The following is a 25,618-nucleotide window of genomic DNA, read 5'->3' as shown; positions in this document are numbered from 1 at the left end:
CCCTCACGATCAGAGCGTCGGCTTCACCTCACCGCGGCGGCGGCGGACGATGAGCAGCGTGGTCGCTCCTGCGATCAGGGCCAGGAGGCCGAAGACCGCCAGCGGCCACGACTCACCGCCACCGGTGGCCGGCAGCTGCGACAGCGTCACCGTCGCGTCGTCCGAATCGCGGCCCGGGTCGTCGGGGTCACCGAAGGTGTGGTAATCGACGACCGCCACGTTGGTGATGACCGAGGACTTCGACGACGGGCTCACGGTCGCCGCCAGCGTGATGGTCGGGGCCGCGCTCACGGCACCTTCCAGCCCGGTCGGCTGAAGCGGTCCGAACAGTACGCACTCCAGGACTCCGCCGTAGCCGCCGCTGTCCTGACCGGACACGTCGCAGGTCTCCCAGTTCGGGAACACCGCGTCGTCATCCTCACCAGGCCACGAGACATCCGTGATCTTGATGTCGGCCGGGATCTCGTCCGTCACGACGACCGCCTCCGCGGCCGAGTCGTCGCTCACGTTCTCGACCGCGAGGTCATAGGTGAACGAGGCGCCCGGCTCGGTCTTCTCGACACTCGCCGTCTTCTCGATCTGCACCTCGCTGTGGCGAGCGACGAAGCACTCGGGCGAGGCCGGCGGGTACTCGAGCTCGAACACGAGCGTCGGGTTGACGGTGAAGGTCACCGTCGAACCGAGGCGCCACGAGTAGTCCAGCTCGCTCGGGTCGAGGATCAGCCCGTTGAAGACGAACTCCCGCTGCTGTTCGAGCGTCATGATGTCGGTCGTCCCTGGCAGGTAGTACTGCGTCGGGATCGATCCGCGCACGATGTCGCTCGCGACGATCTGCCGCCAGCCGGGGTAGTCGATCGAGACGCCGGACGGCGTGAACGCCGATCCCGGCCATTCGATCAGATCGCTCCACGTCGCCGTGCCACCCGGGTGGGTGATCGTGACGTTCGCCGGCACCGGGCTGACGCCCTCGATGGGGTCGGGCGTCCACACGAACTCGATCGGGTCGTCCAGCAGCGTGCCGGACTTGGAGATCGACCAGCCGAGCAGCGGAGCGTCACCCACGCACGACGTGTAGACGACCGCCGTGATCTCGCGGACCGGGATCTCGATCTCCGAGCAGTTGTTGTCGGGGTCCTCGTCGAGGAGCGCCTCCACGCACGCCTCGTTGACGAGTTCGTCGATCGCCGTCGGCGGTTCCTCCGCGCCCTCCACATACTCAGGGGCGAGGAACTCGACGCTGATCACGATCTCGACGGACTCGCCGACAGCCAACGACGGGATGCTGACGCTCACGACGTTGTCGCCGTCGACCAGGGCGGGGTCGTTGTCGTTGACCCATCCGGCCGGCAGCGAGATGCCCGTGACCTCGAGCCGCGCCGGGACCGGGTCGGTCACGACGACGTCCTCTGCGGGCCGGGTCCCGGTGTTCGTGACGGTCAGCACGTAGTCGAACGTGTCGCCGACCTCGACCGAGGGCTCCTCGCCCTCCGGGGCCTCCGGCAGGTTCGTCGCCGTCTTCACGACCGAGACGTCGTCGTAGTTGACCACGTTGCAGTCGCGAGCCTCCAGCTCCTGCTCGCCGTACACGAGGGCGACCGTGTTCCAGAGCGCGATGCCCTCGGTCTCCTCGTCCGTGCAGGGTTCAGGCGCCTCGGCAGCCGTCGCGGTGACTTGGACGTCGGCCCAGACCCGGAAGAGGTGGACGAGCTTCCCGGCCGAGCGATCGGCCGAGGAGAACACACCCAGATCCTTCAGGATCCAATCGCCTGTGCCATCCCACGTCGCCTGCGTGACAGCAGGCGCGTCGACGTTGAACGGCTCTGCGTGCCAGGTGCCGACGAGCTCCACGTTGTCAGGCAGCTCGTCGGGGCGCTCGATCAACGAGTAGAGGACGTTCGCGACCGGACCTGTGGCCGCTGCGCCAGGCGCCGTGACCGCGACGACGTACGAGACGCGCTGCAGGCCCGTCTCCGGATCGACGGTCGTCCCGGTGGCCACCTTGTCCACGTCGGCGTAGACCGGCGGGGCACAGGCCTCCACGACCTGAGGAGCGATGTCATCGGTGAACGAGAGTTCGGCCTTGTTGAAGAAGCCGAGTCCGCTCGTCTCGCCGACCCGGGTGCACCCGACGGTCCGCGTGCGGAGGTCGGTCGCATCCAGCGTCGCGACGACGGTCACCACGTAGGTGTGGATCGCGCCGGCCGCGATGGCCTTGCCCGTCGCGATGTCGGCGGACCATACGCCGCCGTCGACGTCGAACGGCACATCCGTCTGACCCTGGCCGCTCCACATGGCATCGACGACCTCGATGACGCCGTAGTCCAGCGTGTCGGAGAGGTTGTACTTGCTCGACAGGCCCTCCGGGTTGCCGGCACCGAGGCCGGCGAGCTCCACCTCGAGGGTGTACTCGATGGTCCACTCCTTGGTGGCGGCGTCGCGCGACAGGCCGCTGACGGTCTTGCGCACGACCGGGTAGACCTTCTCCGCGATCGGCATGCAGTCGCTGCTGGTCTGGACCACGTCGCCGACGGTGAGGATTCCGGTGTTGAAGAATCCGGTGTCGGCGCCCTCGCACTCCCGCTCGTCGGCGGGGATCTGGACGGGGACGCGCACCTGCCAGGTGACGCGGTACACGTGCTCCGTGTTGCCCTCGCCGCCGATCACGTCGGTGACGAACGGCGTGCCGTCCTGCGGAATGTCCTCGATCAGGGTTCCGGTCGTCGGCTCGATGCGCTGCGCCGTGCCCGACAGGATGTCCACGCCCGGTGCGAACGCCGGGTCGTCGCCGAGGTCGTACTCGCGCTCACCGTCGGTCAGCTTGACGGTGATGAGGTACGAGACGTTCCACACGTCGGGATCAGCCGACTGAACGGCCGACTCCTTGACCTTGAGGATCGTCGGAGAGCAGACCTCGACCGACGCCGAGTCCGACTTCGCCGACTCGAACGACGGGGTCACCGTCGCGGTGTTCGGGTAGGTCGTGCAGTCGCCCGCGGCGGTCGACAGGTCACGCGTGTAGGTGAACACCTTGGCGCCGTCGGCCGCGTTGAGAACGACGGGATCGCCGAACTCATCGGCCGTGTCGGACACCGTGGCGGTGGCATCCGTCGTCACCGGAGTCACCTGCGCGAAGTTCACCGTCGCCGCAGCGTCGGCCTCGCCGGAGGATCCCGGCAGCAGGTTCGCGTTCCAGGCGATGTCGACCTCGTTGGTCACCGACGTGGACGCCGTTGCCTGCGCCAGCGTGCACTCGTATGGGAAGACACTCGTCGACCCGCCTTCGATCGTGAGATCCCCGATGCCGCTGATGTCGCAGTCCCCACCGGGCAGCACGTCCACCAGCGTGATCGTGATGTCGATGTCGTTCGGGTTGGTGACCGTGATGCTGCCCGTGACCGTGAAGTTCGAATCCTGCGCCGCCGTCGGCGTCGCGGTCACGGTGTACTCGAAGGCCGACGAACCGCCGGGAACGATCGTCGTGGCGTCCTGGTCGACGTCCTTCGTGATGCTCCAGTCGTAGTCGCGATCGAACGCTCCGACAGCCGTCTTGCTCACCGTCAGATCCTGGTAGGCGCACACCTCGACGGTCTCTTCGGCGGACTGGTCCGTCTGCTCGATCCACGCGGTGTTGGTGTACTCCACGCATTCGCCCGGCGTGCCGTCGAGTTCGAGCGAGTACTCGAAGTCCTCCGTCGCGCCGTTGGCGGTCCAGGTGTGCTCACCCAACTCCACCTCCGAACCGGGGTTCGTCTTGTCGTCGAGCACCGTGATCGTCTTGGCGTTCAGATCCGTGATGACGGCGTTCGCGAAGGAGAACGCCTTAGAGCCCGATGCGGTGCCGCTGGTCCCGAGCAGCTCCTCCTCGTCCCACGTGACGCTCGCCACGTTGGTGCCGGACGTCGAGGATGTCGCGTTGGGAAGCGTGCAGGTGTAGTTGACCGTGAGCGTCCCGTCCGCCGGGACCTCGAGGTCGGCCGGCAGCACCAGCGCGCACGAGGTGTCGCCGATCTTGTCGGTGAGGGTGTCGAGCGGCACATCCACGGCGTTCGGGTTGGTCACCGTGATGACGCCCGAGACCTTGAAGTTGCTGTCCGTCGCCGCACCGTCGGTCACCGTCACCGTGTAGTTCGCGGTGGCCGTGCCGGTCTCCGCGTCGATGACGAGCTCGGTCTCTTCGGCGCTCTTGTCGATCGTGAACGCGTACCGGCGGTCGAAGGTCGGGTTGGCCGTCTTGGACACGGTCAGGTCGGCGTAGTCGCAGACGGTGACGGTGACCTCGTCGTCCTGACCGGTCTCGTAGATCGTGGCCGTGTTCGTGTAATCCACGCACTCACCGGGCGTTCCGTCGATCGTCACCGAGTAGGTGAACGTCTTCGGGCCGTCGGCCCAGTTCGCCGTGCCGAGGGTGACGGGGTTCGCCGGGTCGGTCTTGTCGTCGATCACGGTGATCGTGGCGTTGACCGGTGTCGTGTTCCACGTCGCCGCGGAGATCGCGACGGTGCTCTCGGCGCTGCCGGTCGGGCTGTACGCCGCATTCGCGTCCCACGTGACGGTCGCCTTGTTGGTCCCGCTGATGAAGGGGCCGGTGCCGGAGAACGTGCAGGTGTAGTCGAACACCTTCGAGGAGTTCGCGGGGATCGACGCGGCGATTCCGCCGGCGACGGTGCATTCCACCCCGGCGAACGACGGGAGGTCGGTGACGGTGGCGGCGACAGCCCAGTCGTTCGGGTTCTGAACGGTGATCTGACCGCTCATGACCCAGTTCGAGTCAGTCGGTGTGCGGGGGGTGACCTTGACGGTGTAGTCGAAGGTCGCCTCGCCGTTCTCGTCCACGGTGCGGACGGTGTCGTCGACGCTCTTCTCGATGTCCCACGCGTACGTGCGGGTCAGGCTCAGCATGACGTTCTTCTGAACGGTGAGATCGGCGCCGGTGCAGACCTGCACCTGCACGCTGTCAGAGAGCTTGCCCTGGTCGGTCGTCGCGGCGATCGACGCCGTGTTGTCGTACGTCTTGCACTCGCCGGCGGCGACGTCGGACCCGAGGCTGCGCGAGTACGTGAAGACCGTGGGACCGTCGAGCTTCGTGACCGTCTTCGGTCCGTTGAACGCCGCGGCTGTGTCGGACACAGTGACCGAGGCATCCGTCGTCGCCGACGGCGCCAGGCCCGCGAAGGTGAAGCCCGCAGTGGCCTGCGTGGATCCGGCCGGAATGGCCGTGTCGCCCCAGTTGACCGTGGCGGTGTTCGTTCCTGCCGTGCCCGACGGAAGCGTGCAGGTGTAGGCGATGTTCGCCGTTCCGCCGTTCTTCGGGACGACAGGCGTCGCGAGCCCGTTGATGACACAGGTCGCACCCGGAATCGAGTCCGTCACCGAGGTGACCGTGACATCGACGGGGTTCGTGTTCGTCACAGTGATGACACCGGTGACCTTGTGGCCCGTGTCCTGAGGTGCGAGGGGCGTGACGGTGACGGTGTAGTCGAATGTCGCGTTCTGACCCGGGCGCACCTTGGCGCTGGACTGCGCGACCGACTTGTCGATGCTCCAGTCATAGTCGCGGACGTACGACGGCGTGGCCGTCTTGGTGGCGGTGAGCGGAACACAGGTCGACGGCGGGGTGAGCGTGAGCGGGTCGACGAACCCCTTGAGGTTCTTCGACGTGCTGTCGATGTTGCCCGTGAAGCTGCGGATGTACGCCGTCGCGGCCGAGGGGGCGGGGCAGCCGGGCTTGACGACACCACCGGTCAGCTGTGTGACGTTCATGCCGACCTCGAAGAACTCTCCTGCCAGCACCTGCTCGCCGAAGGGGTTGGTGAGCACCTCGTTGCTGACGGCGCTGATGAAGCCGCCGCCGCCGTTGTACGGCGTGCAGGTGCCCGGGTAGTCGGCGATGCTGGTGTAGACGCACGTTGCACGGAGAACCGGTGCCGCACCTCCCTGCGTCGTGATGACGAAGAGGACGCCACCCTGCGTGCGGATGGGCTGCGGCGCCCCGTCCGGCCCGAACCTCGTTCCTGCGTTCGTGACCTCGATCAGGTATCCGCCTGTCCCGGCCTCCTGATTGCGCTCCCACCCGAAGTTGAGGTAGTAGTTCGCGCCGATCGTCTGGGCATAGGAGTACACGCGCTCGAAGTCGCCCTTGGGCGGCGTGCTGCCCGACTTGTCCCAGGCGATCGGGTCGGAGTCGTCCTTGTTGGCCGTGTTGTACGTTCCACCCTGCGTCTGTGAGCTGTAGGCGACGTTCGTCCAGTCCTTGTTGCCTCCGCAGTCGCCCGGCACATAGTTGCCGTCGATTTCGAAGCCGCCGTTGAGGCCGGCGCAGACCGCGGCGAGTGCCACGACCGCCTCGGACTCCTCCGGTGCCGCCACGCGGGCAGCGGGTGCATCGACGGATGCCTCCTCCGCGGGAGCGGCCTCCTCCTCAGCGGGAGCGGCCGGCTCTTCGGCGGGAGCCGCGGGCTCCTCGGCGGGAGCGGCCGGCTCTTCCGCGGGAGCCGCAGGCTCCTCGGCGGGAGCGGCCGGCTCTTCCGCGGGAGCCGCAGGCTCCTCCGCGGGCGCCGTCTCCTCTGCCGGAGCCGCGGTCTCCTCGGCGGTCGTCTCCGCCGTCACCGAGTCATCGGCGACAGCGGGCGACATGCCCGAGAAGACCAGCGCGGCTGCCACGACAGCGGACAGCGCACCGACGTGCCATCGCCGCTGGAGCGCGATCTTCCGCTCGCGATCACGTTCGTTCCGAATGCTTCGACGCAGTTCCCCAGATTTTGAAGCGCGCGCGAAAGTACGACCATCCATTGACTTCACCCTTGTCGTAATGACGTAGGGTGCCCCAAGTCGGAGCCCCTCCCAGCACGCGTCGACGCCGGTTCAGATAGTTCCCCAAGAGACGGGGCCGACACGTGTTCCCAGGAGAAAGGTAAGCCCGAGAACCGGTGCCGTCAAGTACCGGACAGATATCGGCCGGCGCGGCGGTGCGGCATCCTCGGGCGCTGCGGGGGCCGCGGGAGACATCCATGCGAGGCGGAAGTGACGTCCGGACAACGGAAAGAGGGCGGGTCCCCCTCGGGGAACCCGCCCTCTTTCACGATCAGATGGTCGGCTTCGGCTCCCCGCGTCGGCGGCGCATCACGACGACCGTCGTCACGCCGGCCAGCAGGGCGAGGAAGCTGAGCATCACCAGCGGCAGCGTCGGACCGCCTCCGGTCGCCGGCAGACCCGACAGCAGCACCGTCGCGTCGTCCGTGTCGCGGCCGGTGTCCTCCGGATCGTCGAACGTGTGGTAGTCCACGACCGCCGTGTTGGTGATGACGCTGGCCGTCGACGTCGGGTCGACCGTGGCCGCCAGCACGAGCGTCGGAGCCGACGTCGCCCCGCCGTTGTCGGAGTTCAGCGGCTGCAGCGGTCCCTGGAGCTCACAGGTGAGCGTCCCGCCGTAGCCGGCGGCATCCTCGCCCGTCACATCGCACGTCGTCCAGTTCGGGAACGTGTCGACGTCGCCCTTGCCGGGCCACGTGATGCTCGAGACCTTGATGTCACCGGGGATCGGGTCGGTCACGACCACGCCGTCGGCAGCCGAGTCCTCGCTCACGTTCGCCACCTCGATGGAGTACGTGAACGACTTGCCGGGCTCCGTCTTCTCGACGCTCGCGGTCTTCTGGACCTCGAGCTCGGTGTGACGTGCGACGAAGCACTCGGGGGTCGCCGCCGGGTACGAGGTCGAGAACGTCAGCTCGGGGTTGACGCTGAAGACCACCGTCGACGCACCACGCCAGGCGTAGTCGAGCTCGCTGTCATCCAGGATCAGACCGTTGAAGATGTTGTTCTGGACTTGGCCAGGCGTCATCACATCGGTCGTTCCGGGCATGTAGTAGCCACCGCCGGGCGCGTAGTCGCTCGCCTCGAGCGCCCGCCATCCCGGGTAGTCGATGCTGACACCCGACGGGCTGAAGGCAGCACCGGGCCACGGGATCAGGTCCGACCACTCCAGCTCACCGGCCGGCTGCGACATCTGCACGTTCGCGGGGACGGTCGTCGGCAGGGCGCCGTCGGGAGTCCACACGAAGCTCACCGGCTCGTCGCGGAGCGTCTCGGACTTCTTGATGATCCATCCGAGCAGCGGCGCGTCGTTCACGCAGCGCGTGTAGACGGTGGCCGTGATGTCGCGCGTCTCGATCGTCTCGTCGTCGCAGTTGTTCTCTGCGACGCTGTCGAGGTCGGCGTCGACGCACGCGGTGTTCTCGAGCGCCTCGAGCGGATCGGCGAACTCCGGCTCGCTGTCGCCCTCGAGGAGCGGCGGCGTGGCGGGCGTCTCGGCCGGCAGGAACCTGACTCGGATCGTCACGGTCGCCTCGCCATCGACCGCGAGCGGCTCGTTGATCGTGAGATCCACGTCGTTCCCGGTGTAGCCCGCACCCGTGAAGGTGAAGCCCGGCACCGAGACCGAGAGGATCTCGAGGCGGTCGTTGATCGTGTCGTCGGTCACCCGTACGTTCGTCGCTTCCCGCGTGCCGTTGTTGGTCACGGTCAGGACGTAGTCGAACTCGTCACCGGGCTCCACCGAATCCTGCTCGGCGGGCAGCACCGAGGTCTTCTCGAGGCTGACGTCGTCGTAGTCGACGTAGACGCACGCTTCGTCCTCGATCGACTGCTCGCCGATGCTGAGCGCCACCGTGTTCCACAGCGCGATGCCGTCGGAATCTCCTTCGTCACAGGCATCGGGCTGCTCCTCCGGGATCGACGAGACCTGCACGTCGGCCCACACGCGGTAGACGTGCACGAGCTTTCCTGCGAGGCGATCGGCCGCCGAGAATCCGGCGATGCCCTGGAGGTTCCAGTCGCCGATGCCGTTCCAGGTCGACGCGGACGGCTCGGGGGTGTCGGCCCCGACCTTCTCCGCGTGCCACTGACCCACGAGGCTCACGCCCGCCGGGAGCGCATCAGGCGACTCCTTGAGCGCGTAGATGACGTTCGTCACGGGCTGACCGTCGACCGGAGTCGGCGACACCACCGTCACGAAGTACTCGACGCGCTGCAGTCCCGTCTCCGGATCCTGCGTGACGGTGCCCGGCGTCTTCTCCATGGTCGGGTAGACCGGCGGGGTGCACGCGTCACGCACGACGGGCGGCAGATCCTCGTCGAAGCTCAGCGTCGCCCGGTTGAAGAACCCGACATCGCCGCCCTCCCCGAACGTCTGGCAGCCGATCGTCCGGCCTTCGATGTCGGCCCTGTCGATCCGGGCGTGCACGACCACGTTGTAGGTGTGGGTCGCACCCGCGGCGATGGCCTCGTCATCCGCCAGCGTCGCCATGGTGGCGCCGTCCGCGAAGTCACCCGAGTCGTGACCAGACCATGCGGCGTCGAGCACATCGATGCCGCCGAACTGGAACTGCTCGAGGAGGTCGTACTCCGACGCGAGGTTCTTCGGGTTGAGCGAGTTGCCCTCACCGTCCAGGTCCTCGCTGTCGCTGAGCGTGACGTCGATCTGGTAGGTGATCTCCCAGATCCTCGTCGCCGCGTCGCGGGAGAGTGCCACGACCTTCTTGGCCATGTCGGGGTAGACCTTGTCCTCGACCGGGATGCAGGCATCCGACGTCTGAGTCACGCCGCCGACCGTCAGCAGCGCCTGGTTGTCGAACCCGCCGCCCTGCTCGGTGCATTCGCGCAGCTCAGGAGGCAGGATGCGTCCTGGTACGTCCACGATCCACGTGACGACCCACTCATGCACCTCGGAGCCGCCGAGGGCGATGCCCTCAGCGAAGGGCACGGCGTCCTCGCCGTCGACCGGGAGCGGCACGATCACGGGGTCGCCTCCGTCGCGCGTCGCCGAGCCCGAGATCAGGTCGACGCCCTCGACGAAGTCCGGCACGTCGGCCAGGTCGTAGTAGGTGTCGGTGCCCTGACCGGTGACCGTCAGGTTGAAGGTCACAGCCCACCGGGACGGGTCGTCCTGCTGGACGGCTCCGCCGGCGGTCTTGTCGATCGTCGGCAGATTGGGCTCGGTGCAGCCGTGGTCGGTGTCGGACTCGCCGCCGGCCGTGGCCGTCGCCGCGTTCAGAAGACCGCCGTCGGCAGAGTCGTTCTGCTCCCAGCCGCGAGGGCAGGGCAGCGAGAGGATGTCGTCATCCCCCGCAGTCCAGGCCTCGGGGTCGACGGTCACCGCCACCTGCACGATGTAGTAGTCCACTCCTTCGTCGCCGACGTGCGGCAGGAGCGGCTTGTCGTTCGCGAGCGGGGTCGTGTCCGTCAGGTCGCCCTGTTCGAACTCGCCGGCCGCGTTGGACGGCGCCCACCGGACGGCATCCGCCGTCGCGTCGGAGCCGAACCGCGGAGCGTCCTCGAGGTCGTAGATCGCCACGAGCTCGCTGCTGTCGTTCGTGACCGAGACGAGGTACGTGACGGTCCACGTACCGTCCGCGTTCTGCGAGACGGACTGCGCGTCCTTCTCGACGGAGACCGTCGGGACATCGATCTCAGCACAGGCGTACGCATCCTCGGATGCCTCGCCCGACGAGACGATGACGCCGTTGATCAGGCCGCCCTCCTGCTCGCAGGGAGGGATCGGATCGGCGTCGGCGGCCGGCGTGAGCCGACCCGTCACCCAGTACGAGTAGTTGCTTCCGGCGGGGATCGCACCCGAGAAGATCTCGTGGGCGCCCGGCGCCAGCCGCAGCTCGAGCTCCGGCGTTCCCGCGCCATTCGTCAGCGCCCACTCGCCGCCGACCAGCGTCCAGCCGGCGGGGGCGGACGGGAGGTTCTCGGCCACGACGGTCTGCACCGCCGGGTCTCCTGCCTCCGCATCACCCGTGGTGGTGACGTCGATCTTGTAGGACACCGTCCAGTCGCCGGTGCCCATGTCCTGCGTGGGCGTCAGCGCGGTCTTGATGACACTCGGGAACTCCGGCTCGTCGCAGGCGTACGCCTCGACGGTCGAGCGACCGATCGTCAGCGCGGACTCGTTGAGGAATCCGCCCTGGTCCGAACCGAGCGGGGTCGCGCAGTCCTGCCACGTGGCCGAGTCGCCGGGGAACGCGTCGATGGTCGCCTCGACCGTGACGGTGTAGACGTGGCTGGCGTCGCCCTCCGCGTTCTGCGGCAGCGTCGCGCCGGTCGCGAGAGTCGTCGACCATGTGGCGGTGTCGGTGAAGCCCGTCGCTGCGCCGCCGCCCGGTCCGACCCACGACGCGCTCTGCACGTCGATGCCGGCGCCGAACTGCAGCTGGTCGGCGAGGTCGTAGGTCAGCGTCGAGGCCAGCGAGGTGTTGACGACCTCGATCTCGTAGACGATCGTCCACGTTCCGCCGGTGCCCTGCGAGATGCTCTTGACAGTCTTGACGTGTTCGCCCGTCGCCGGGATCGCGGTGTTGGTGATCTCGCACGTCACGTTCTGGCCGAGGCCGAGGGTGACGATGCCGGCGTTGACGACGCCTGCCGCGTCACACGTCCAGCCGCTGGCCTGGTACCCGTCGGGTCCGGTCTCGCTGAGCGTGTATGGAACGCCAGCAGTGACGGTCTGCGTTGCGGTGACCGAGGTCGCCGCTCCACCCGTCGTGTTCGGGTTCCACGGAGTTCCGCCGCCCGATGCGAACAGATCCCAGTCGGTGGCGGCGCTCGTGCCGCCGTTGGCGTTGACGACGTTCTTCTTCAGCGTGAGCTTCGGTGCGACGTCGTTGTTGGTGAACGTGCAGACCACGTCGGCACCGGCGGCGACCGTGACGGACGCCGGGTTCTGACCGGATGCCGGGGTCAGCGTGCCGCCCGTGCAGACGAGGCCCGTCAGCATGTAGCCGGAAGGACCGTTCGTCTCGGACAGGTTGTAGCTGCCGGTCGGCACGAACTTGTTCGTGACGTCGGCCGCGCCCTCGGCCCCGCTGATCGACACGATGCCGGCCGCGTTGAGCGTCCACGCCGTGTCGGCGGCCGTGCCGCCGTTGTCGTTCACCACGGTCTTCTCGAGCGTGATCTTGCCGCGGATGTTCGAGTTGGTGATCGTGCAGACCACATCGGCGTCAGGCATCGAGAGGGTGAAGCTCTTGTCCTGACCCGGCGTCGTGGCGACGGTCGGGGTGCAGGAGCTGCTCCAGCTGTATTCGCTCCCGCTCAGCGCCGACAGCGTCTCGGCGAGGAGCACCGAGTCGCCGACCCGCACGCTGGCGGTGGCCTTGTTGACGGTGTCGAGCCACGAGCCCGCGTTGCCGTTGGCCGTGCTGACGACGCCCGCACCGCCGTTGATGGCGAGGGTGGCCTTGTCGCCCTGGATGCCGTTGACCCACTGCTTCTGCAGCGTGATCACGTGGGTGCGTGCGGTGTTCTTGAACACGCACGTCACATCAGCCGTGGCCTTGAACGAGGGGATCTCGGTGCCGGTGGCGAGGCCCGCCGTGCCGCAGGCGTACTGAGAGTCATAGCGACCCTTGTTCGCGCCCGGCAGGGTCTCGGACACGACGACCTGGTCGCCGATCCGGACCTGCTTCACGACGACGCTTGTGTCGGTCTCGTTCGCCGCGCCGGCGTCGGAGGCCGCCGAGGTGCCGTTGACAGTGAGCGAGGCATCGTCACCGACGAACGCATCGACCCACTGCTTGTCCACCCGCACGCTGATCTTCTTGGGCGTGTTGGTCACAGTGCAGCTCAGGCCGCCCGCGGGAACGATGACGTTGCCCGTCGTGAGCGCGTTCGCGCCCGGCGCTGTGGCGCCGGTGCACGTCCAGCTCGTGCTGTACGAACCGGTGTTCGAGCCGCCGAGAGCCTCGGCGAGGTTCACCACGTCGCCGACCCGCACGGTGGCGTTGATCGTCTGCGAGGCCGGAGCCGTGGCCGTGGCCGACGCGAGAGACGATGCGCCGCGCGTGATCGTCAGTGCAGCGGTGTCACCGGCGAACGCATCGGAGGCCCAGTTCTTCGTGAGGGAGACCGTGACGGTGTTGGCGGTGTTCGTGTACGTGCAGGTGATGTCGGTCGCCGGCACGGTCAGCGTGTAGCTCTTGCCGCTGCCGGTCACGGAACCGCTCGTGCACGCGAAGGTCGTGCCGTAGGTTCCGGCGTTGCCGCCGGCGAGCGCCTCGGTGAGCGTGACCGTCGAGCCCTGCGCGACCGTCACGGACACCTGGTTGGCGGTGTCGATGAACTCCGGCGTGCCGTTCGCGACCGAGGTGTCGCTCGTGGAACCGGCCGTGATCGTGGCCTGATCACCCTGGATGGCGCCCACCCACTTCTTGACGAGCGTCACCTTGGCGGTCTTGACCGTGTTGGTGATCTGGCAGGTCACGTCGGCGCCCAGCGGCAGGGTGATCTTGCCGGCGGACACGGTGATGTTCGAGTCGCACGTCCAGCTGCTCGCGTCGTAGCCCGCCGGGCCCGACTCGGAGAGGGAGTACTCGGTGTTCGCCTTGACCGTCTGCTTGGCCGTGGAGGCCGTTGCCGCGGTACCCGTGGCCGTGCCGGACCAGCCCGCAGCGCCGCCGGCGGTCAGCGTCCACTCGGTGGCCCCGTGCGTGCCGATCCCGCCCTTGTTGTCGACGTTCTTCTTGAGTGTCAGCTTGGGCGCGACGGCGGTGTTCACGATCGTGCACGTGACGTCGTTGCCCGGGCTCAGCGTCGCTGACGTCGAGGTGCTCGAGAACGAGCCGACTCCCGTGTTCGCGCACGTCCATATGCCGTTCGTCGTATACCCGCTCGGACCACCGGACTCGGAGAGGTTGTACTGGCCGACCTTGACGACCTTCGCGGTCACCGCGGCCTGGCCCATCGTGCCCGTGACGCCGGACGTCTGGCTGCCCGAGTTCGGGCCGGCCGTCAGCGTCCACGCGGTGGGCTGCGCAGCGCCACCCGTCTGGCCGTTGTCGACCGTCTTCTTGAGCGTGATCTTCGGGTCGATGGCCGTGTTCTTGATCGTGCAGACGACGTTGGCGTCCTTGGCGACCGTCACCTTGCCGGCCGTCACGGTTCCGCCGGTGCACGTCCAGGCGCTCGCCGTGTAGCCGGCGGGGCCGGTCTCCGAGAGCGTGTACTCGCCCGTGAGGACCGTCTTGTTGGTGACGGCGGCGGATCCGGTGGCGCCGGAGACGCCCGCGGTGGGACCGGCGGCGGACAGGGTCCATGCGGTCGCTGCCGTGGTGGCGCCGGTGTTGCCGTTGTCGACCTGCTTCACCAGCGTGAGCTTGCCGGCCGTCTGCTTGTTGACGACCGTGCAGCTGATGATGGCGTTCTGGGTGACGTTGACCGAGAAGCTGGCGGCCGTGCCGGTCGCCTGGGCGCCGGTGCACGTGACGCTGTCGGGCGTGAACCCGCTCAGCACGGTCTCCGTCACGCTGAAGGTGCGCGACGTGACGCCGGAGAGATCGATCGGGAAGTTGACCGCACCCTCGTTGGTGCCGCTCGCCGGCGTGACGAGGGCGAGCGAGCTGACGTTGGACTGACCCTGGCGCTTGATCCACGCACCGGCGGTGGAACCCGTGAAGGTCCACCCGCCGGCGAGGTTGTCGATCGTCGTGCCGTTCGCGTCGACCGTCTTCTTCACGATGGTGACCGAGCCGCCGCAGTTCGCGAGAGCGATGTCGTGCAGCTTGGCGGAGAGGCCGGCGAAGTTGGTGGTGTAGAAGTCCTCGTTGGCGACGGGGCCGGAGATGGCCCGGAGGTTCAGATCCGAGTTGGCGGCGAGACCGATGCCGACCGCGACCACCTTGGTGCGGGAGCCCGCAGGTCCGTTCATGCTCTTGACGGCATTCGCGGAGAAGATGCCCTCCTCGAGGTTGCGGAAGCCGATGTCCGTCTCCTCGTTGGCGCCACCCGTGCCGCTCACCGTCGGGTCGCCGTCGGTGAGGAACAGGACGACGTCGTAGGCCTCGGTGCCGTTGAAGGCGACCTTGCGCATCGCGTCGTCCCAGTTGGTGAACCCGTCACCGCTGCTCGGAAGGGAGTTGATCGAGTTGTTCACCGCGGTCTGGCTCGCAGCGATCGACGTCAGGTTGAGCATCTTCGACGCGGTGGTGCCGAAGCGGTAGAGCGCGACCTGCGAGGGGGTGCCGCCGAGGCCGGCGCCTCCGACGAAGTTCAGCGCGGCGCTCTTCATGTCCGACATCTCGGTGGAATTGATCGACGTCGACGTGTCGAAGACGATGGCGATGCTCAGCCCGCAACTCGCCGGGAAGACCGGGTTCTCGCGGATGTTCGCGAAGCCGTTGTGCGCCGTCTTGGTGGTCGAGCTGGTTCCGCCGCCCACGTACGCCGTCGCGTCCTCAGGCATGAGGTGGATCGTCGTGTTTCCGCTGACACCGTTGGTGAACACGGAGTATGCCGTCGACGTCTTGCCCGACGCATAGTCGCCGAGGCCGAGGTTCCCTACCGGGTCCCATCCGGCGGGCGCAGCCGTTTCGTAGACCCAGTAGCCGTTGGTGTTCGCGTTGGTGCCGCCGGTGCGGTTCGGCACGATCAGCTCGCACTGTCCGGCTGCGTCGGTCACACAGGTGGCCGCCGGGGAACCGGTTCGTGCGCCGCCGCGCGTCGAGGCGTACGCCGCGAACGTCGCCCCGGCGAGCGGCTGCGGGACGCCGGCCGCCGTGCGGGCGCCGTATTTCTGCACCCGAAGGGTGGTGCTCCCGGCGGGAACCGGCGAGGGGTCGGGGATCGAGAGCGGCGCGATGGCCGCCTGCCGTGCCGCCTGCTTGCCGCCGGAGGTCGACTTCGTCTCGGACGGGGCAGGGGTCTCCTCCGCGGGAGCCTCCTCCGCGGGGACCTCCTCCGCGGGAGTCTCCTCCGCGGGAGTCTCCTCCGCGGGGGTCTCCTCGGCGGGCGCCTCCTCGGCCGGAGTCTCCTCCGCGGGGGTCTCCTCGGCCGGCGCCTCCTCGGTGGGAGTCTCCTCCGCGGGAGTCTCCGCCGCGGGAGTCTCGACGGCCGGAGCCGGTGTGACGACGTCGGCGACCGCGGGCGTGACGCCCGTGAACACCAGCGCGCCCGCCAGCATGGCCGCGACTCCGCCGACGTACCAGCGGTGCCGCATCATGATCCTGCTGTCGCGAGAACGCTCCTGCCGCAGCGTGCGGCGCAGTCCTGCGCGTGCCGAATCGTACTTTCCAGGGTCCCCAGACATCCCAGACATTTCCCCAACTTCGCTGAATCATGCAACGAGGGGACCCAGAGTTCTTTCGGGGCCCCCAAAGCATGTGCATTCCCAACCGATGCTCACTCCCCAGCTTGCATCGGACCGCACATAGCCCCACGCAGAACGTAGCCGCGCGCACAGGCTACGTCAAGTGCTCCGTTCCCCCGGGTGCAGGGTCGGCACTCAGCGGCCACGAACGACGAAGCGGCCCGGAGCATGCCCGGGCCGCTTCTGGACGGTGCTGCTACTCGTTGCCGACCGCCTTGTCGATGTGGTCGCGCGCCCCGTCGACGTGCTGGTCCACGCTGTCGGGAGCGACCTTCTTCACGAACTCCGCGGCCGCGTCGAGGACACTGTCGCTCACGCCCTCCGCCTGTTCGGACTTCACGGCGTCGTCGATCTTGTCCTTGTTCTGCTCGAGGAATTCCTTGCCCTGATTGACCAGGTCGTCGATACCCATCACACGCTCCTTCGCGCCCGCACCCGGGGCGGCTCGGGACCATTCAAGGGGCATCGCGAGGCATCCGTCAACCGCTCGCGGGAACGACGAAGGGGCCGGGCCCGAAGGCCCGACCCCTTGTCGGTGCGGATGCCGCGGCATCCGCTCAGAAGTGTCTTACTTCAGGATCTTCGTGACCGTGCCGGCGCCGACGGTGCGGCCACCCTCACGGATCGCGTAGCCGAGGCCCTCTTCCATGGCGATGGGCTGGATCAGCTCAACGGTCATGTCGGTGGTGTCGCCGGGCATGACCATCTCGGTGCCCTCGGGCAGCGAGATGACGCCGGTGACGTCGGTGGTGCGGAAGTAGAACTGCGGGCGGTAGTTCGTGAAGAACGGGTTGTGACGGCCACCCTCCTCCTTGGACAGGATGTACGCCGTGCCCTCGAAGTTGGTGTGGGGCGTGACCGAACCCGGCTTGACGACGACCTGGCCGCGCTCGACGTCGTCACGCTTGGTGCCGCGCAGGAGCAGACCACAGTTCTCGCCGGCCCAGGCCTCGTCGAGCTGCTTGTGGAACATCTCGATGCCGGTGACGATCGTCTTCTGCGTCGGGCGCAGACCCACGATCTCGACCTCGGAGTTGATCGCGAGGGTACCGCGCTCGGCGCGGCCCGTGACGACCGTGCCACGGCCGGTGATCGTGAAGACATCCTCGATGGGCATGAGGAACGGCTTGTCCTTGTCACGCACCGGGTCGGGGATCGAGGCGTCGACGGCCTCCATGAGCTCGACGATCTTCTCGGTCCACTCGGCGTCGCCCTCGAGCGCCTTGAGGCCCGAGACGCGGACGACCGGAGCGTTGTCGCCGTCGAAGTCCTGGCTGGAGAGCAGCTCGCGGACCTCGAGCTCGACGAGCTCCAGGATCTCCTCGTCGTCGACCATGTCGCTCTTGTTCAGCGCGACCAGCAGGTACGGCACGCCGACCTGCTTGGCGAGCAGCACGTGCTCACGCGTCTGAGCCATCGGGCCGTCGGTGGCGGCGACCACGAGGATCGCGCCGTCCATCTGAGCCGCACCGGTGATCATGTTCTTGATGTAGTCGGCGTGACCCGGGGCGTCGACGTGCGCGTAGTGGCGCTTCGGCGTCTCGTACTCGACGTGCGAGATGTTGATCGTGATGCCGCGCTGGCGCTCCTCGGGAGCGGAGTCGATCGACGCGAAGTCACGCTGCACGTTGGTGGCCGACGGGTACTTGTCGGCGAGCACCTTCGAGATGGCAGCGGTCAGCGTGGTCTTGCCGTGGTCGACGTGACCGATCGTTCCGATGTTTACGTGCGGCTTGGTCCGCTCGAACTTGGCCTTAGCCACTGGGTCCTCCTCAGGACGTTCATGTAGATACGCCGGGCACTGGTTTGCGACCGGGTCTCTACGGGGATTGGTTCCACTTTAGTGGAGAGAGGTAATGCGAGTCTGTGAAGTTGTGAGGTGATGGATGCCGCGACCGCAGTCGCGGCATCCATCAGGGCTACTCGCCCTTGGTCTTCTGGACGATCTCGTCCGCGACGTTGCGGGGAACCTCGGCGTAGCTGTCGAACTCCATGGAGTAGACGGCACGGCCCGAGGTCTTGGAGCGGAGGTCGCCGATGTAGCCGAACATCTCCGACAGCGGCACCAGAGCCCGGACGACCTTGACGCCCTGGGCATCCTCCATCGACTGGATCTGACCGCGACGCGAGTTCAGGTCGCCGATGACGTCGCCCATGTACTCCTCAGGAGTACGCACCTCGACCGACATGAGCGGCTCGAGGATGACGGGGTTCGCCTTGCGGACGGCCTCCTTGAAGCCCATGGAGCCGGCGATCTTGAACGCCATCTCGGACGAGTCGACGTCGTGCGACGCGCCGTCCAGGAGGATCGCCTTCACACCGACCATGGGGTAGCCGGCGAGCACGCCGACGTTCATGGCGTCCTGGAAGCCCTGGTCGACCGGCGCGATGTACTCGCGCGGGATACGACCACCGGTGACCTTGTTCTCGAACTCGTAGGTCTTGTCGGCCGTGACCTCGAGGGGCTCGAGCGCGAACTGGATCTTCGCGAACTGACCCGAGCCACCGGTCTGCTTCTTGTGCGTGTAGTCGTGACGGTCGACGTTCTTCTTGATCGTCTCGCGGTACGCGACCTGCGGCTTGCCGACGTTCGCCTCGACCTTGAACTCGCGCTTCATGCGGTCCACGAGGATGTCGAGGTGCAGCTCGCCCATGCCCTTGATGACGGTCTGACCGGTGTCCGAGTTCTGCTCGACGCGGAACGTCGGGTCCTCCTCGGCGAGCTTCTGGATCGCGAGACCCAGCTTCTCCTGGTCGGCCTTCGTCTTGGGCTCGATCGCGACCTCGATGACCGGCTCGGGGAACGTCATCGACTCGAGGACGACCTGGTTCGCGCTGTCGGACAGCGTGTCGCCGGTGGTGGTGTCCTTGAGGCCGATGACCGCGTAGATGTGACCTGCGGTGACCGAGCCGACCGGGTTCTCCTTGTTGGCGTACATCTGGAAGATCTTCCCGATGCGCTCCTTCTTGGACTTCGTCGAGTTGACGACCTGTCCGCCGGAGTCCAGGTGACCGGAGTACACGCGGATGTAGGTGAGGCGACCGAAGAACGGGTGCGTCACGATCTTGAACGCGAGAGCCGTGAAGGGCTCGTCACGGTCGGCGTGGCGCTCGATGACGATCTCTTCGTTCTTCGGGTCGTGCGCCTCGATGGCGGGCACGTCGAGCGGCGAGGGAAGGTAGTCCACGACCGCGTCGAGCATCGGCTGCACGCCGCGGTTCTTGAACGCCGAGCCGCACAGCACGGGGTAGATCTCCGAGTTGACCGTGAGCTTGCGGATCGCAGCCTTGATCTCGGCGACCGTGAGCTCTTCGCCGCCGAAGTGCTTCTCGAGGAGCTCTTCGTCGGTCTCGGCGACCGTCTCCAGAAGGATCTCGCGGTACTCGGCGGCCTTGTCGGCCATGTCGGCCGGGATCTCCTGGATCTCGTACTTGGCGCCCATGGTCACGTCGCCCTTGGCGTCGCCGGCCCACACGAGGGCGCGCATCTCGACGAGGTCGATGACGCCGACGAAGTCGTTCTCCGCGCCGATGGGCAACTGGATGACGAGCGGCTTGGCCTTCAGCTTGTTGACGATCGTGTCGACCGTGAAGTAGAAGTCCGCGCCGAGCTTGTCCATCTTGTTGACGAAGCAGATGCGGGGGACGTCGTACTTGTCGGCCTGACGCCACACGGTCTCGGACTGGGGCTCGACGCCCTCCTTGCCGTCGAAGACGGCGACGGCGCCGTCGAGGACGCGGAGCGAGCGCTCGACCTCGACGGTGAAGTCGACGTGACCGGGGGTGTCGATGATGTTGATCTGGTTCTTGTCCCAGAAGCACGTCACAGCAGCAGAGGTGATCGTGATGCCACGCTCCTGCTCCTGCTCCATCCAGTCGGTGGTCGAGGCGCCGTCGTGCGTCTCGCCGATCTTGTGGTTGGTTCCCGTGTAGAACAGGATGCGCTCGGTCGTCGTCGTCTTGCCGGCATCGATGTGCGCCATGATGCCGATGTTGCGGACCTTGGTCAGGTCGGTGAGCACGTCTTGTGCCACGGGGTGTCTTCCTTACGTTTCTGTCGGGATGTCGTTGGCCGATCGACAGGCCCAGGAACCCTGCTCAGGTGCCTGAGCCCGTCGATGCGGCGGTGCGCTGATTTACCAGCGGTAGTGCGCGAAGGCGCGGTTCGACTCGGCCATCTTGTGGGTGTCTTCGCGGCGCTTGACCGCGGCACCCAGGCCGTTCGAGGCATCCAGGATCTCGTTCTGGAGACGCTCGGTCATCGTCTTCTCACGACGACCCTTCGCGTAGCTCACGAGCCAGCGGAGCGCGAGCGTGTTGGCACGGTGAGGCTTGACCTCGACCGGCACCTGGTAGGTCGAGCCGCCGACGCGGCGCGACTTGACCTCGAGGGTCGGGCGCACGTTGTCGAGGGCCTTCTTGAGCGTGGCGACGGCGTCCTGGCCGTTCTTCGTCTCGACACCCTTGAGGGCGGTGTAGACGATCGACTCGGCGATCGACTTCTTGCCGTCGACGAGGATCTTGTTCACCAGCTGGCTGACGATCGGAGCGCCGTATACCGGGTCGTTGACGACGGGGCGCTTCGGGGCGGGTCCCTTGCGAGGCATCTAACTCAACCCTTCTTCGCGCCGTAGCGGCTGCGAGCCTGCTTACGGTTCTTGACGGCCTGGGTGTCCAGGGCGCCACGGACGATCTTGTAGCGGACACCGGGCAGGTCCTTGACGCGACCGCCGCGGACGAGCACGAGCGAGTGCTCCTGCAGGTTGTGGCCCTCGCCGGGGATGTACGCGGTGACCTCGGAGCCGTTGCGGAGCTTCACACGGGCGACCTTGCGCATCGCCGAGTTGGGCTTCTTGGGCGTGGTCGTGTACACGCGGGTGCACACGCCCGCCTGCTGCGGGTTCGACTTGAGCGCCGGCGCCTTGGTCTTGGTGACCTTGGGCGAGCGACCCTTGCGAACCAACTGCTGAATGGTTGGCACGTTCTCTCCTTCTCAGTGCTGCACGGTGACAGCATTCGTGTCTCCCCCGCTGGATCCGGATCTTTCGATTCGTGACGCGGCGGGCTCACATGTATCCACCGGCGCGCCATGATTGTGCCGCGCAGTTGTGTGGTGGATATGCCGTGGGGGTGGCCTGTTCGCAGGCCGTTCCCTGAGATGCGGCACCCGCGACCCTGCTCGGTGCCGAGGCACGTCGGAGGGCGCGCGCGAGCGCACACTGGATCAATGATACGCGGGATGCCGGGGCCCGGTCAAACGCGGGTGGATCAGCGACGCCCCGATCCCGGCAGTCGCCAGTTCATCGTGCTCATCATCAGGTCGCCGAGGGCCAGCAATCGCTCGGTCTCGGCGTCCGCTCCCGCGCCCGGCGTCACCAGCACGGTGAACTGGAAGCGAAGAGCGCGGCGCATCGCCGCCTCTTCGGGGACCGGCACGATGTAAGTGGATTCGCGGATGCCGAGCTCGACGCTGTCGTGGCGCAGCGTGTCGGAGCGCCGCCACACCCACATCCGGGTCTCGGTGAAGTCTGCCTCGTCCACGGCGTTCCCGCGGGCGAGCCGGACCAGCGCGGCATCCCAGTCGACGCCGGTGGGAAGGACCAGCGGGGAGACGAGCAGCGACGCCGGGATCATGACGCCGTCGACGAGCGGCGGCAGGTACATGTCGAACGCATTGAGGTCGCGGATCGAGCGGCGGTACTGCGAGAGCATCGTGCGCATCTCGAGGACGAGGTCCGCTCGACCCGCGCCTTTCATCGTGTCGAACAGCGCCTTGGACGTGTCCTCCTCCAGCAGCGCCGACGGAGCGACCCGCCGCCAGGCCGGCGGACACAGGATCGAGTACGGGGTGGGCGGCGGCACGCTCCCGCCGAGTTCCGCGCGCAGCGAGCTCATGCGCGGTCCTCGCGCCAGATGCTCCACGGCGGCACGGCGCCGGCGCCGGCCGCCTCGGCGCTGCTGATGGCGCCCTTCTCGTGCAGCACGGCGAGCGCCGAGGCGAACGCGGCCGAGACGTCGGACTTCTCCTCCGGCGTGAGCCAGGTCGGAGCCGCACGCCACCAGTCGTCCAGCGCGCGCCACAGGGCCGGCTGATCGTCGTCGACGACCAGGCGTGCGCCGGAGTCGACGCCGTGCAGGCCGAGCCGCTTGTCGACCGCACGCTCGCGCCGCCACAGCAGCAGGGCGCCGATCCCGGCGAGCACCATCAGCGCGATCCCGAGGAACGGGAGGAGCGGCTCGTACATGTCGATCTCGCCGCGGCGGAAGAGGAGGATCAGCGCGACGAGCCCCAGCCACAGGATGCCGAAGAACAGATACAGGCGCGACGGCACGTCGGTCACCGACCGCCCGGGCGAGCCGTGGCGGAAGCGTGCGAGCCACGCGAACAGTGCGACGGAGGCCAGTTCGAGCAGGCCGGTCCACAGCGCGCCGTCCTGCACGTCGAAGGCGTTGCGGCGCCCGCCCGCCACGCCCAGCACAAGGGCGGGGCCGGCGAGAGCCAGGAGCAGCGCGACGACGACCAGGACCTTCTGCAGCGTGCCGGGGACCTGTGGGCCGCCAACGGTGGCCGCGCGTTCCCGCAGCGATCCCTCGCGCGCGGCGTTGAGCTCGGTGATGGCCTGCTGCCGGATGAACTGGCGGCTGCGCTGGGCCTGGGGCACGGCGACGAGCAGCGCGACCCGGGCGGCATCCTCCACCGCCGCCTGCGACGACGCGTAGGGGCGCGACGCGGAGCGCTTCTCGAGGTGCCGACGCACATCCCTCTGGCCGGTGAAGGTCATGACACGCGCCGCGGGTCGAGCGTGCGGAAGAGCGCATCGGTGTCGGCGAGGCGGTCGTTCAGCCGCGCCACATCGTGGTCGCCCGAGACGGCGTAGCCGACCCAGCCGTCGCCCGCGCCGATCCACTCCGCCTTGGGCAGGAGCACCGGGTCGGCGTCGGCCTCCGGCAGGATCGCCGTCAGCGTGAGCCTGCGGACCGCGTCGCGGAAGACGTCGGAGGGAACCGGCTCGATCACCGGTTCGACCATCGTCATGCCGGGCTCAGGCAGCAGTTCGGCCGCCGGGGTCCCGTCGTCGTCGCGGGCCTCGACGTAGATGTCGACGAACCCGGCCGGAAAGCCGTCCACGGGGTAGTGCCAGAACCGGGCGCTGACGTGCTCGGCGGGAAAGAGCGCCGTCGCCATCGCCTGGTCGTGCACGAGCGGAGCGATCTCCTCGGCGTCCGCGCGTCCGCGCGTCGCCTCGTCGGCGATCCAGCGAGACCACTCCCCCGCGTCGGACCAGCTCGTGGCGAGGTAGTCCAGCGGAACGTGGATCCAGCGGTCGGGGTCGTACGGGATGCTGATGGGCGTAGCGGTCACGAGGTTCCTGGCTGACGTGGCGCGGGGCTGATCCCCGTCATCGACCGATCAAGAAGTCTACGTTCGGAAGGTGGTCCTGGAGGTCCGGTGCACCCGGGATGATCGGCTGCAGAACGCCGTCGTAGTTCCCGTACGCGGCGTTCCACACGTTCGCACCCTGGAAGACCGGCCCCGGCATGGCGCCGTTGAGCTGCATCCAGTTCTGCGAGCGCATCCCGGCGGTTCCGGCGCCCGGCCACGCGCCGGCCATGCGCTCGGACATGGTCCAGACCTGGCCGTCGACCCGGCCGCCGCCGCCGCGAATGGCGTTCCACGTGCCGCGCGCCCAGCTGCCGTTCACGCCGGACAGGAAGTTGTCGGCGATGCCGGGGGCGAGCGCCTCGCGCGCGGCCCGGTTGCCGCCGCGTCCGGCGCTGCTGATCGCGCGCATGTCGAGCGCGACGGCGTTCCGCCCGGCGGCGAGTGTGGAGCCCGACGCCGTGGCCGCACCGCTGGCGATGCGGAGCGAGCCGAGCGCGCCCTGACCGCCCTTGAGCGCCTTGCCGAAGGCCCCGAGGAACGGCACGACGCCCACGACGTCGAACAGGATGTCCCAGCCGCTGACGCGCCTCGATCCGGCGAAGGCCATGGTGAGATGCGCCACGAGGGCGACGATTGCGACGACCGTCGCGATCACGAGCGCGATGGCCGCGATCGGCCCGGTGACCACGAGTGCCACGACGATGGCGATCGCGCCGATGAAGGCCGCCACGTCGGCAAGCCCGTCCAGAGCGTCCTCCCACCAGGAGTCATTGATCCCCGAGGCGTCCAGCGCGCTCTGCACGCCGCTCACGGCGGCTTCGTAGGCGGTGTCCCAGACCCCGTAGCCGGACTCGAAGGATTCCCACAGGCTGGTGAGCGTGCCCTCGGCGGACGACTCGGCGCTCTCGGCACCCGAGAGCGCCTGGGCGGCGACCCGCTTCTCGGCGTCGGTCGCCTCGTCCTCCCACGGCCAGGTGCGGTCGAGGTCGTCGGCGTCGTTCTCGGCCTGACGACGAGCCTCGACGGCTTCCTGGTGCGCGGTGTGCGCGGCCTGGATCCGCGGCACATAGGGGTTGACGGTCGTGCGCTGGGCGAGTCGCAGCGCGGAGGCGTACGTGACGAGCACCGGGCCGGTCTTCTCGTAGCGCTCGGCGACCTTGTGAAGGTCGGCCTGGAGCTCTCGCGCGGATTCGCGGATCGCGTCGAGGCTCTCCGCCTTGTACTTCTCGTTGTTGCCGAGCCTCGCCAGCTCATCGGCCGTCGAGGTCATCTGCGCCCCGATGCTCTCGTAGGTGCGCCCGGCGGCCTCGATGGCTTCCGGGTCGCCCTCGAGCGGGCCGAGCGGGTAGTGCGCCTCCGGTGAGACGAGACCGTAGCCGGGGAAGCTCATGCCTCGCCGCCCTTCGCCATGTCGATGTCGGCCTGGCTGAAGCCCTCGATGACACCGGTGATGTGGTCGTGCACGTTCTGGAGCGACTCGAGCACCACCTCGCGGTTGCCGTCCCACCCCGATTCGAAGTCGCCGACCTTGTCGCGCAGCCGGCCGTCGCCGGCGGGCCGGCCGACGGCGTCCTGGACGCCGGAGGTGGTGTCTCCGATGTTCTCGAATTCGGTCACGAAGCGGCCGAGACTCTCGTTCATCACGAGAAGATCGGCGAGGTCGAGGTCGACGCCTGGCGCGCTCATTCAGTCATCCTTCATCGTCCGGGGCCGCACGCGGACCGCGGGTATCGACGAAGCCGAGCCGCCGTCATCGGCGACTCGGCTTCGTCATCCGTCAGTTGCCGGCGAGTGCCGAGTCGGTGTCCTTGATCGCCTGCTGCATCTTGCGCAGCGACTCGCCCATGTCGGAGATGCCCTCGATGGCCTTCTCCAGACCGGTGGTCAGCTCGGTGTAGCCCTCGCCGAACTTGCCCGACGCGTGCTGCGTCTTGAAGTCATCGCCCAGCAGACGGTCGACATCGCTCTTGAGGCGACGCAGCACATCGCCGATCTCCTCACGACCGGAGTCGAGCTTGCCCGACATCGCTTCCATCTCGCCGTAAGACGCCTTGAAATCCGCCATCACATCTCCTTCGTCAGGGGGCCGGGACCAA

The 25,618-nt window shown here is 67.8% G+C and carries 13 protein-coding genes; all 13 read right to left on the bottom strand.

Going from position 1 to position 25,618, the window contains the following annotated elements; genetic code table 11:
* Nucleotides 1-9: 9 nt before the first annotated feature.
* Complete coding sequence (locus SOM19_RS12665; RefSeq protein WP_320486965.1) at nt 10-6,660, bottom strand: LPXTG cell wall anchor domain-containing protein; 6,651 nt, start codon at nt 6,658-6,660, stop codon at nt 10-12.
* Between the two features lie 421 nt (nt 6,661-7,081).
* The gene (locus SOM19_RS12660) at nt 7,082-15,991 is read right to left on the bottom strand and encodes a VWA domain-containing protein (RefSeq protein ID WP_320486964.1); all 8,910 of its coding nucleotides are present in this window, start codon (nt 15,989-15,991) and stop codon (nt 7,082-7,084) included.
* Nucleotides 15,992-16,334: 343 nt separating this feature from the next.
* Nucleotides 16,335-16,550, bottom strand: coding sequence for an Rv0909 family putative TA system antitoxin (locus tag SOM19_RS12655; protein WP_320486963.1), 216 nt, complete (start codon nt 16,548-16,550; stop codon nt 16,335-16,337).
* Nucleotides 16,551-16,706: 156 nt separating this feature from the next.
* On the bottom strand, nt 16,707-17,900 hold the full coding sequence (gene tuf, locus SOM19_RS12650; protein WP_320486962.1) for an elongation factor Tu: 1,194 nt from the start codon (nt 17,898-17,900) through the stop codon (nt 16,707-16,709).
* A 157-nt stretch (nt 17,901-18,057) separates the two neighbouring features.
* The gene (gene fusA, locus SOM19_RS12645; RefSeq protein ID WP_320486961.1) at nt 18,058-20,172 is read right to left on the bottom strand and encodes an elongation factor G; all 2,115 of its coding nucleotides are present in this window, start codon (nt 20,170-20,172) and stop codon (nt 18,058-18,060) included.
* A 102-nt stretch (nt 20,173-20,274) separates the two neighbouring features.
* Nucleotides 20,275-20,745 carry a 30S ribosomal protein S7 gene (rpsG, locus tag SOM19_RS12640; protein ID WP_320486960.1) on the bottom strand — a complete coding sequence of 157 codons (471 nt, stop codon included), beginning with the start codon at nt 20,743-20,745 and terminating at the stop codon, nt 20,275-20,277.
* 5 nt (nt 20,746-20,750) lie between these two features.
* The gene (rpsL, locus tag SOM19_RS12635; protein WP_056223944.1) at nt 20,751-21,119 is read right to left on the bottom strand and encodes a 30S ribosomal protein S12; all 369 of its coding nucleotides are present in this window, start codon (nt 21,117-21,119) and stop codon (nt 20,751-20,753) included.
* A 287-nt stretch (nt 21,120-21,406) separates the two neighbouring features.
* Complete coding sequence (locus SOM19_RS12630) at nt 21,407-22,033, bottom strand: hypothetical protein (RefSeq protein ID WP_320486959.1); 627 nt, start codon at nt 22,031-22,033, stop codon at nt 21,407-21,409.
* The gene (locus SOM19_RS12625) at nt 22,030-22,920 is read right to left on the bottom strand and encodes a hypothetical protein (protein ID WP_320486958.1); all 891 of its coding nucleotides are present in this window, start codon (nt 22,918-22,920) and stop codon (nt 22,030-22,032) included. The genes SOM19_RS12630 and SOM19_RS12625 overlap by 4 nt, the downstream gene beginning before the upstream one ends.
* A complete protein-coding gene (locus tag SOM19_RS12620) occupies nt 22,917-23,501 on the bottom strand; it encodes a hypothetical protein (protein ID WP_320486957.1) in 585 nt (194 codons plus the stop codon). The genes SOM19_RS12625 and SOM19_RS12620 overlap by 4 nt, the downstream gene beginning before the upstream one ends.
* Before the next feature lie 37 nt (nt 23,502-23,538).
* A complete protein-coding gene (locus SOM19_RS12615; protein WP_320486956.1) occupies nt 23,539-24,912 on the bottom strand; it encodes a coiled-coil domain-containing protein in 1,374 nt (457 codons plus the stop codon).
* Nucleotides 24,909-25,208 (bottom strand): hypothetical protein, encoded by a 300-nt coding sequence (locus tag SOM19_RS12610; RefSeq protein ID WP_320486955.1) that lies wholly within the window; start codon nt 25,206-25,208, stop codon nt 24,909-24,911. Before SOM19_RS12610 ends, SOM19_RS12615 begins: the two co-directional genes overlap by 4 nt.
* Nucleotides 25,209-25,299: 91 nt before the next feature.
* The gene (locus tag SOM19_RS12605; protein WP_320486954.1) at nt 25,300-25,587 is read right to left on the bottom strand and encodes a WXG100 family type VII secretion target; all 288 of its coding nucleotides are present in this window, start codon (nt 25,585-25,587) and stop codon (nt 25,300-25,302) included.
* Nucleotides 25,588-25,618 lie beyond the last annotated feature (31 nt).

Origin of the sequence: Microbacterium sp. CFBP9034 (assembly GCF_034045255.1) — a bacterium.
GTDB lineage: Bacteria > Actinomycetota > Actinomycetes > Actinomycetales > Microbacteriaceae > Microbacterium.
Note: the sequence above shows the minus strand (reverse complement) of the source record. Positions and strands in the feature narration are given on the sequence as shown.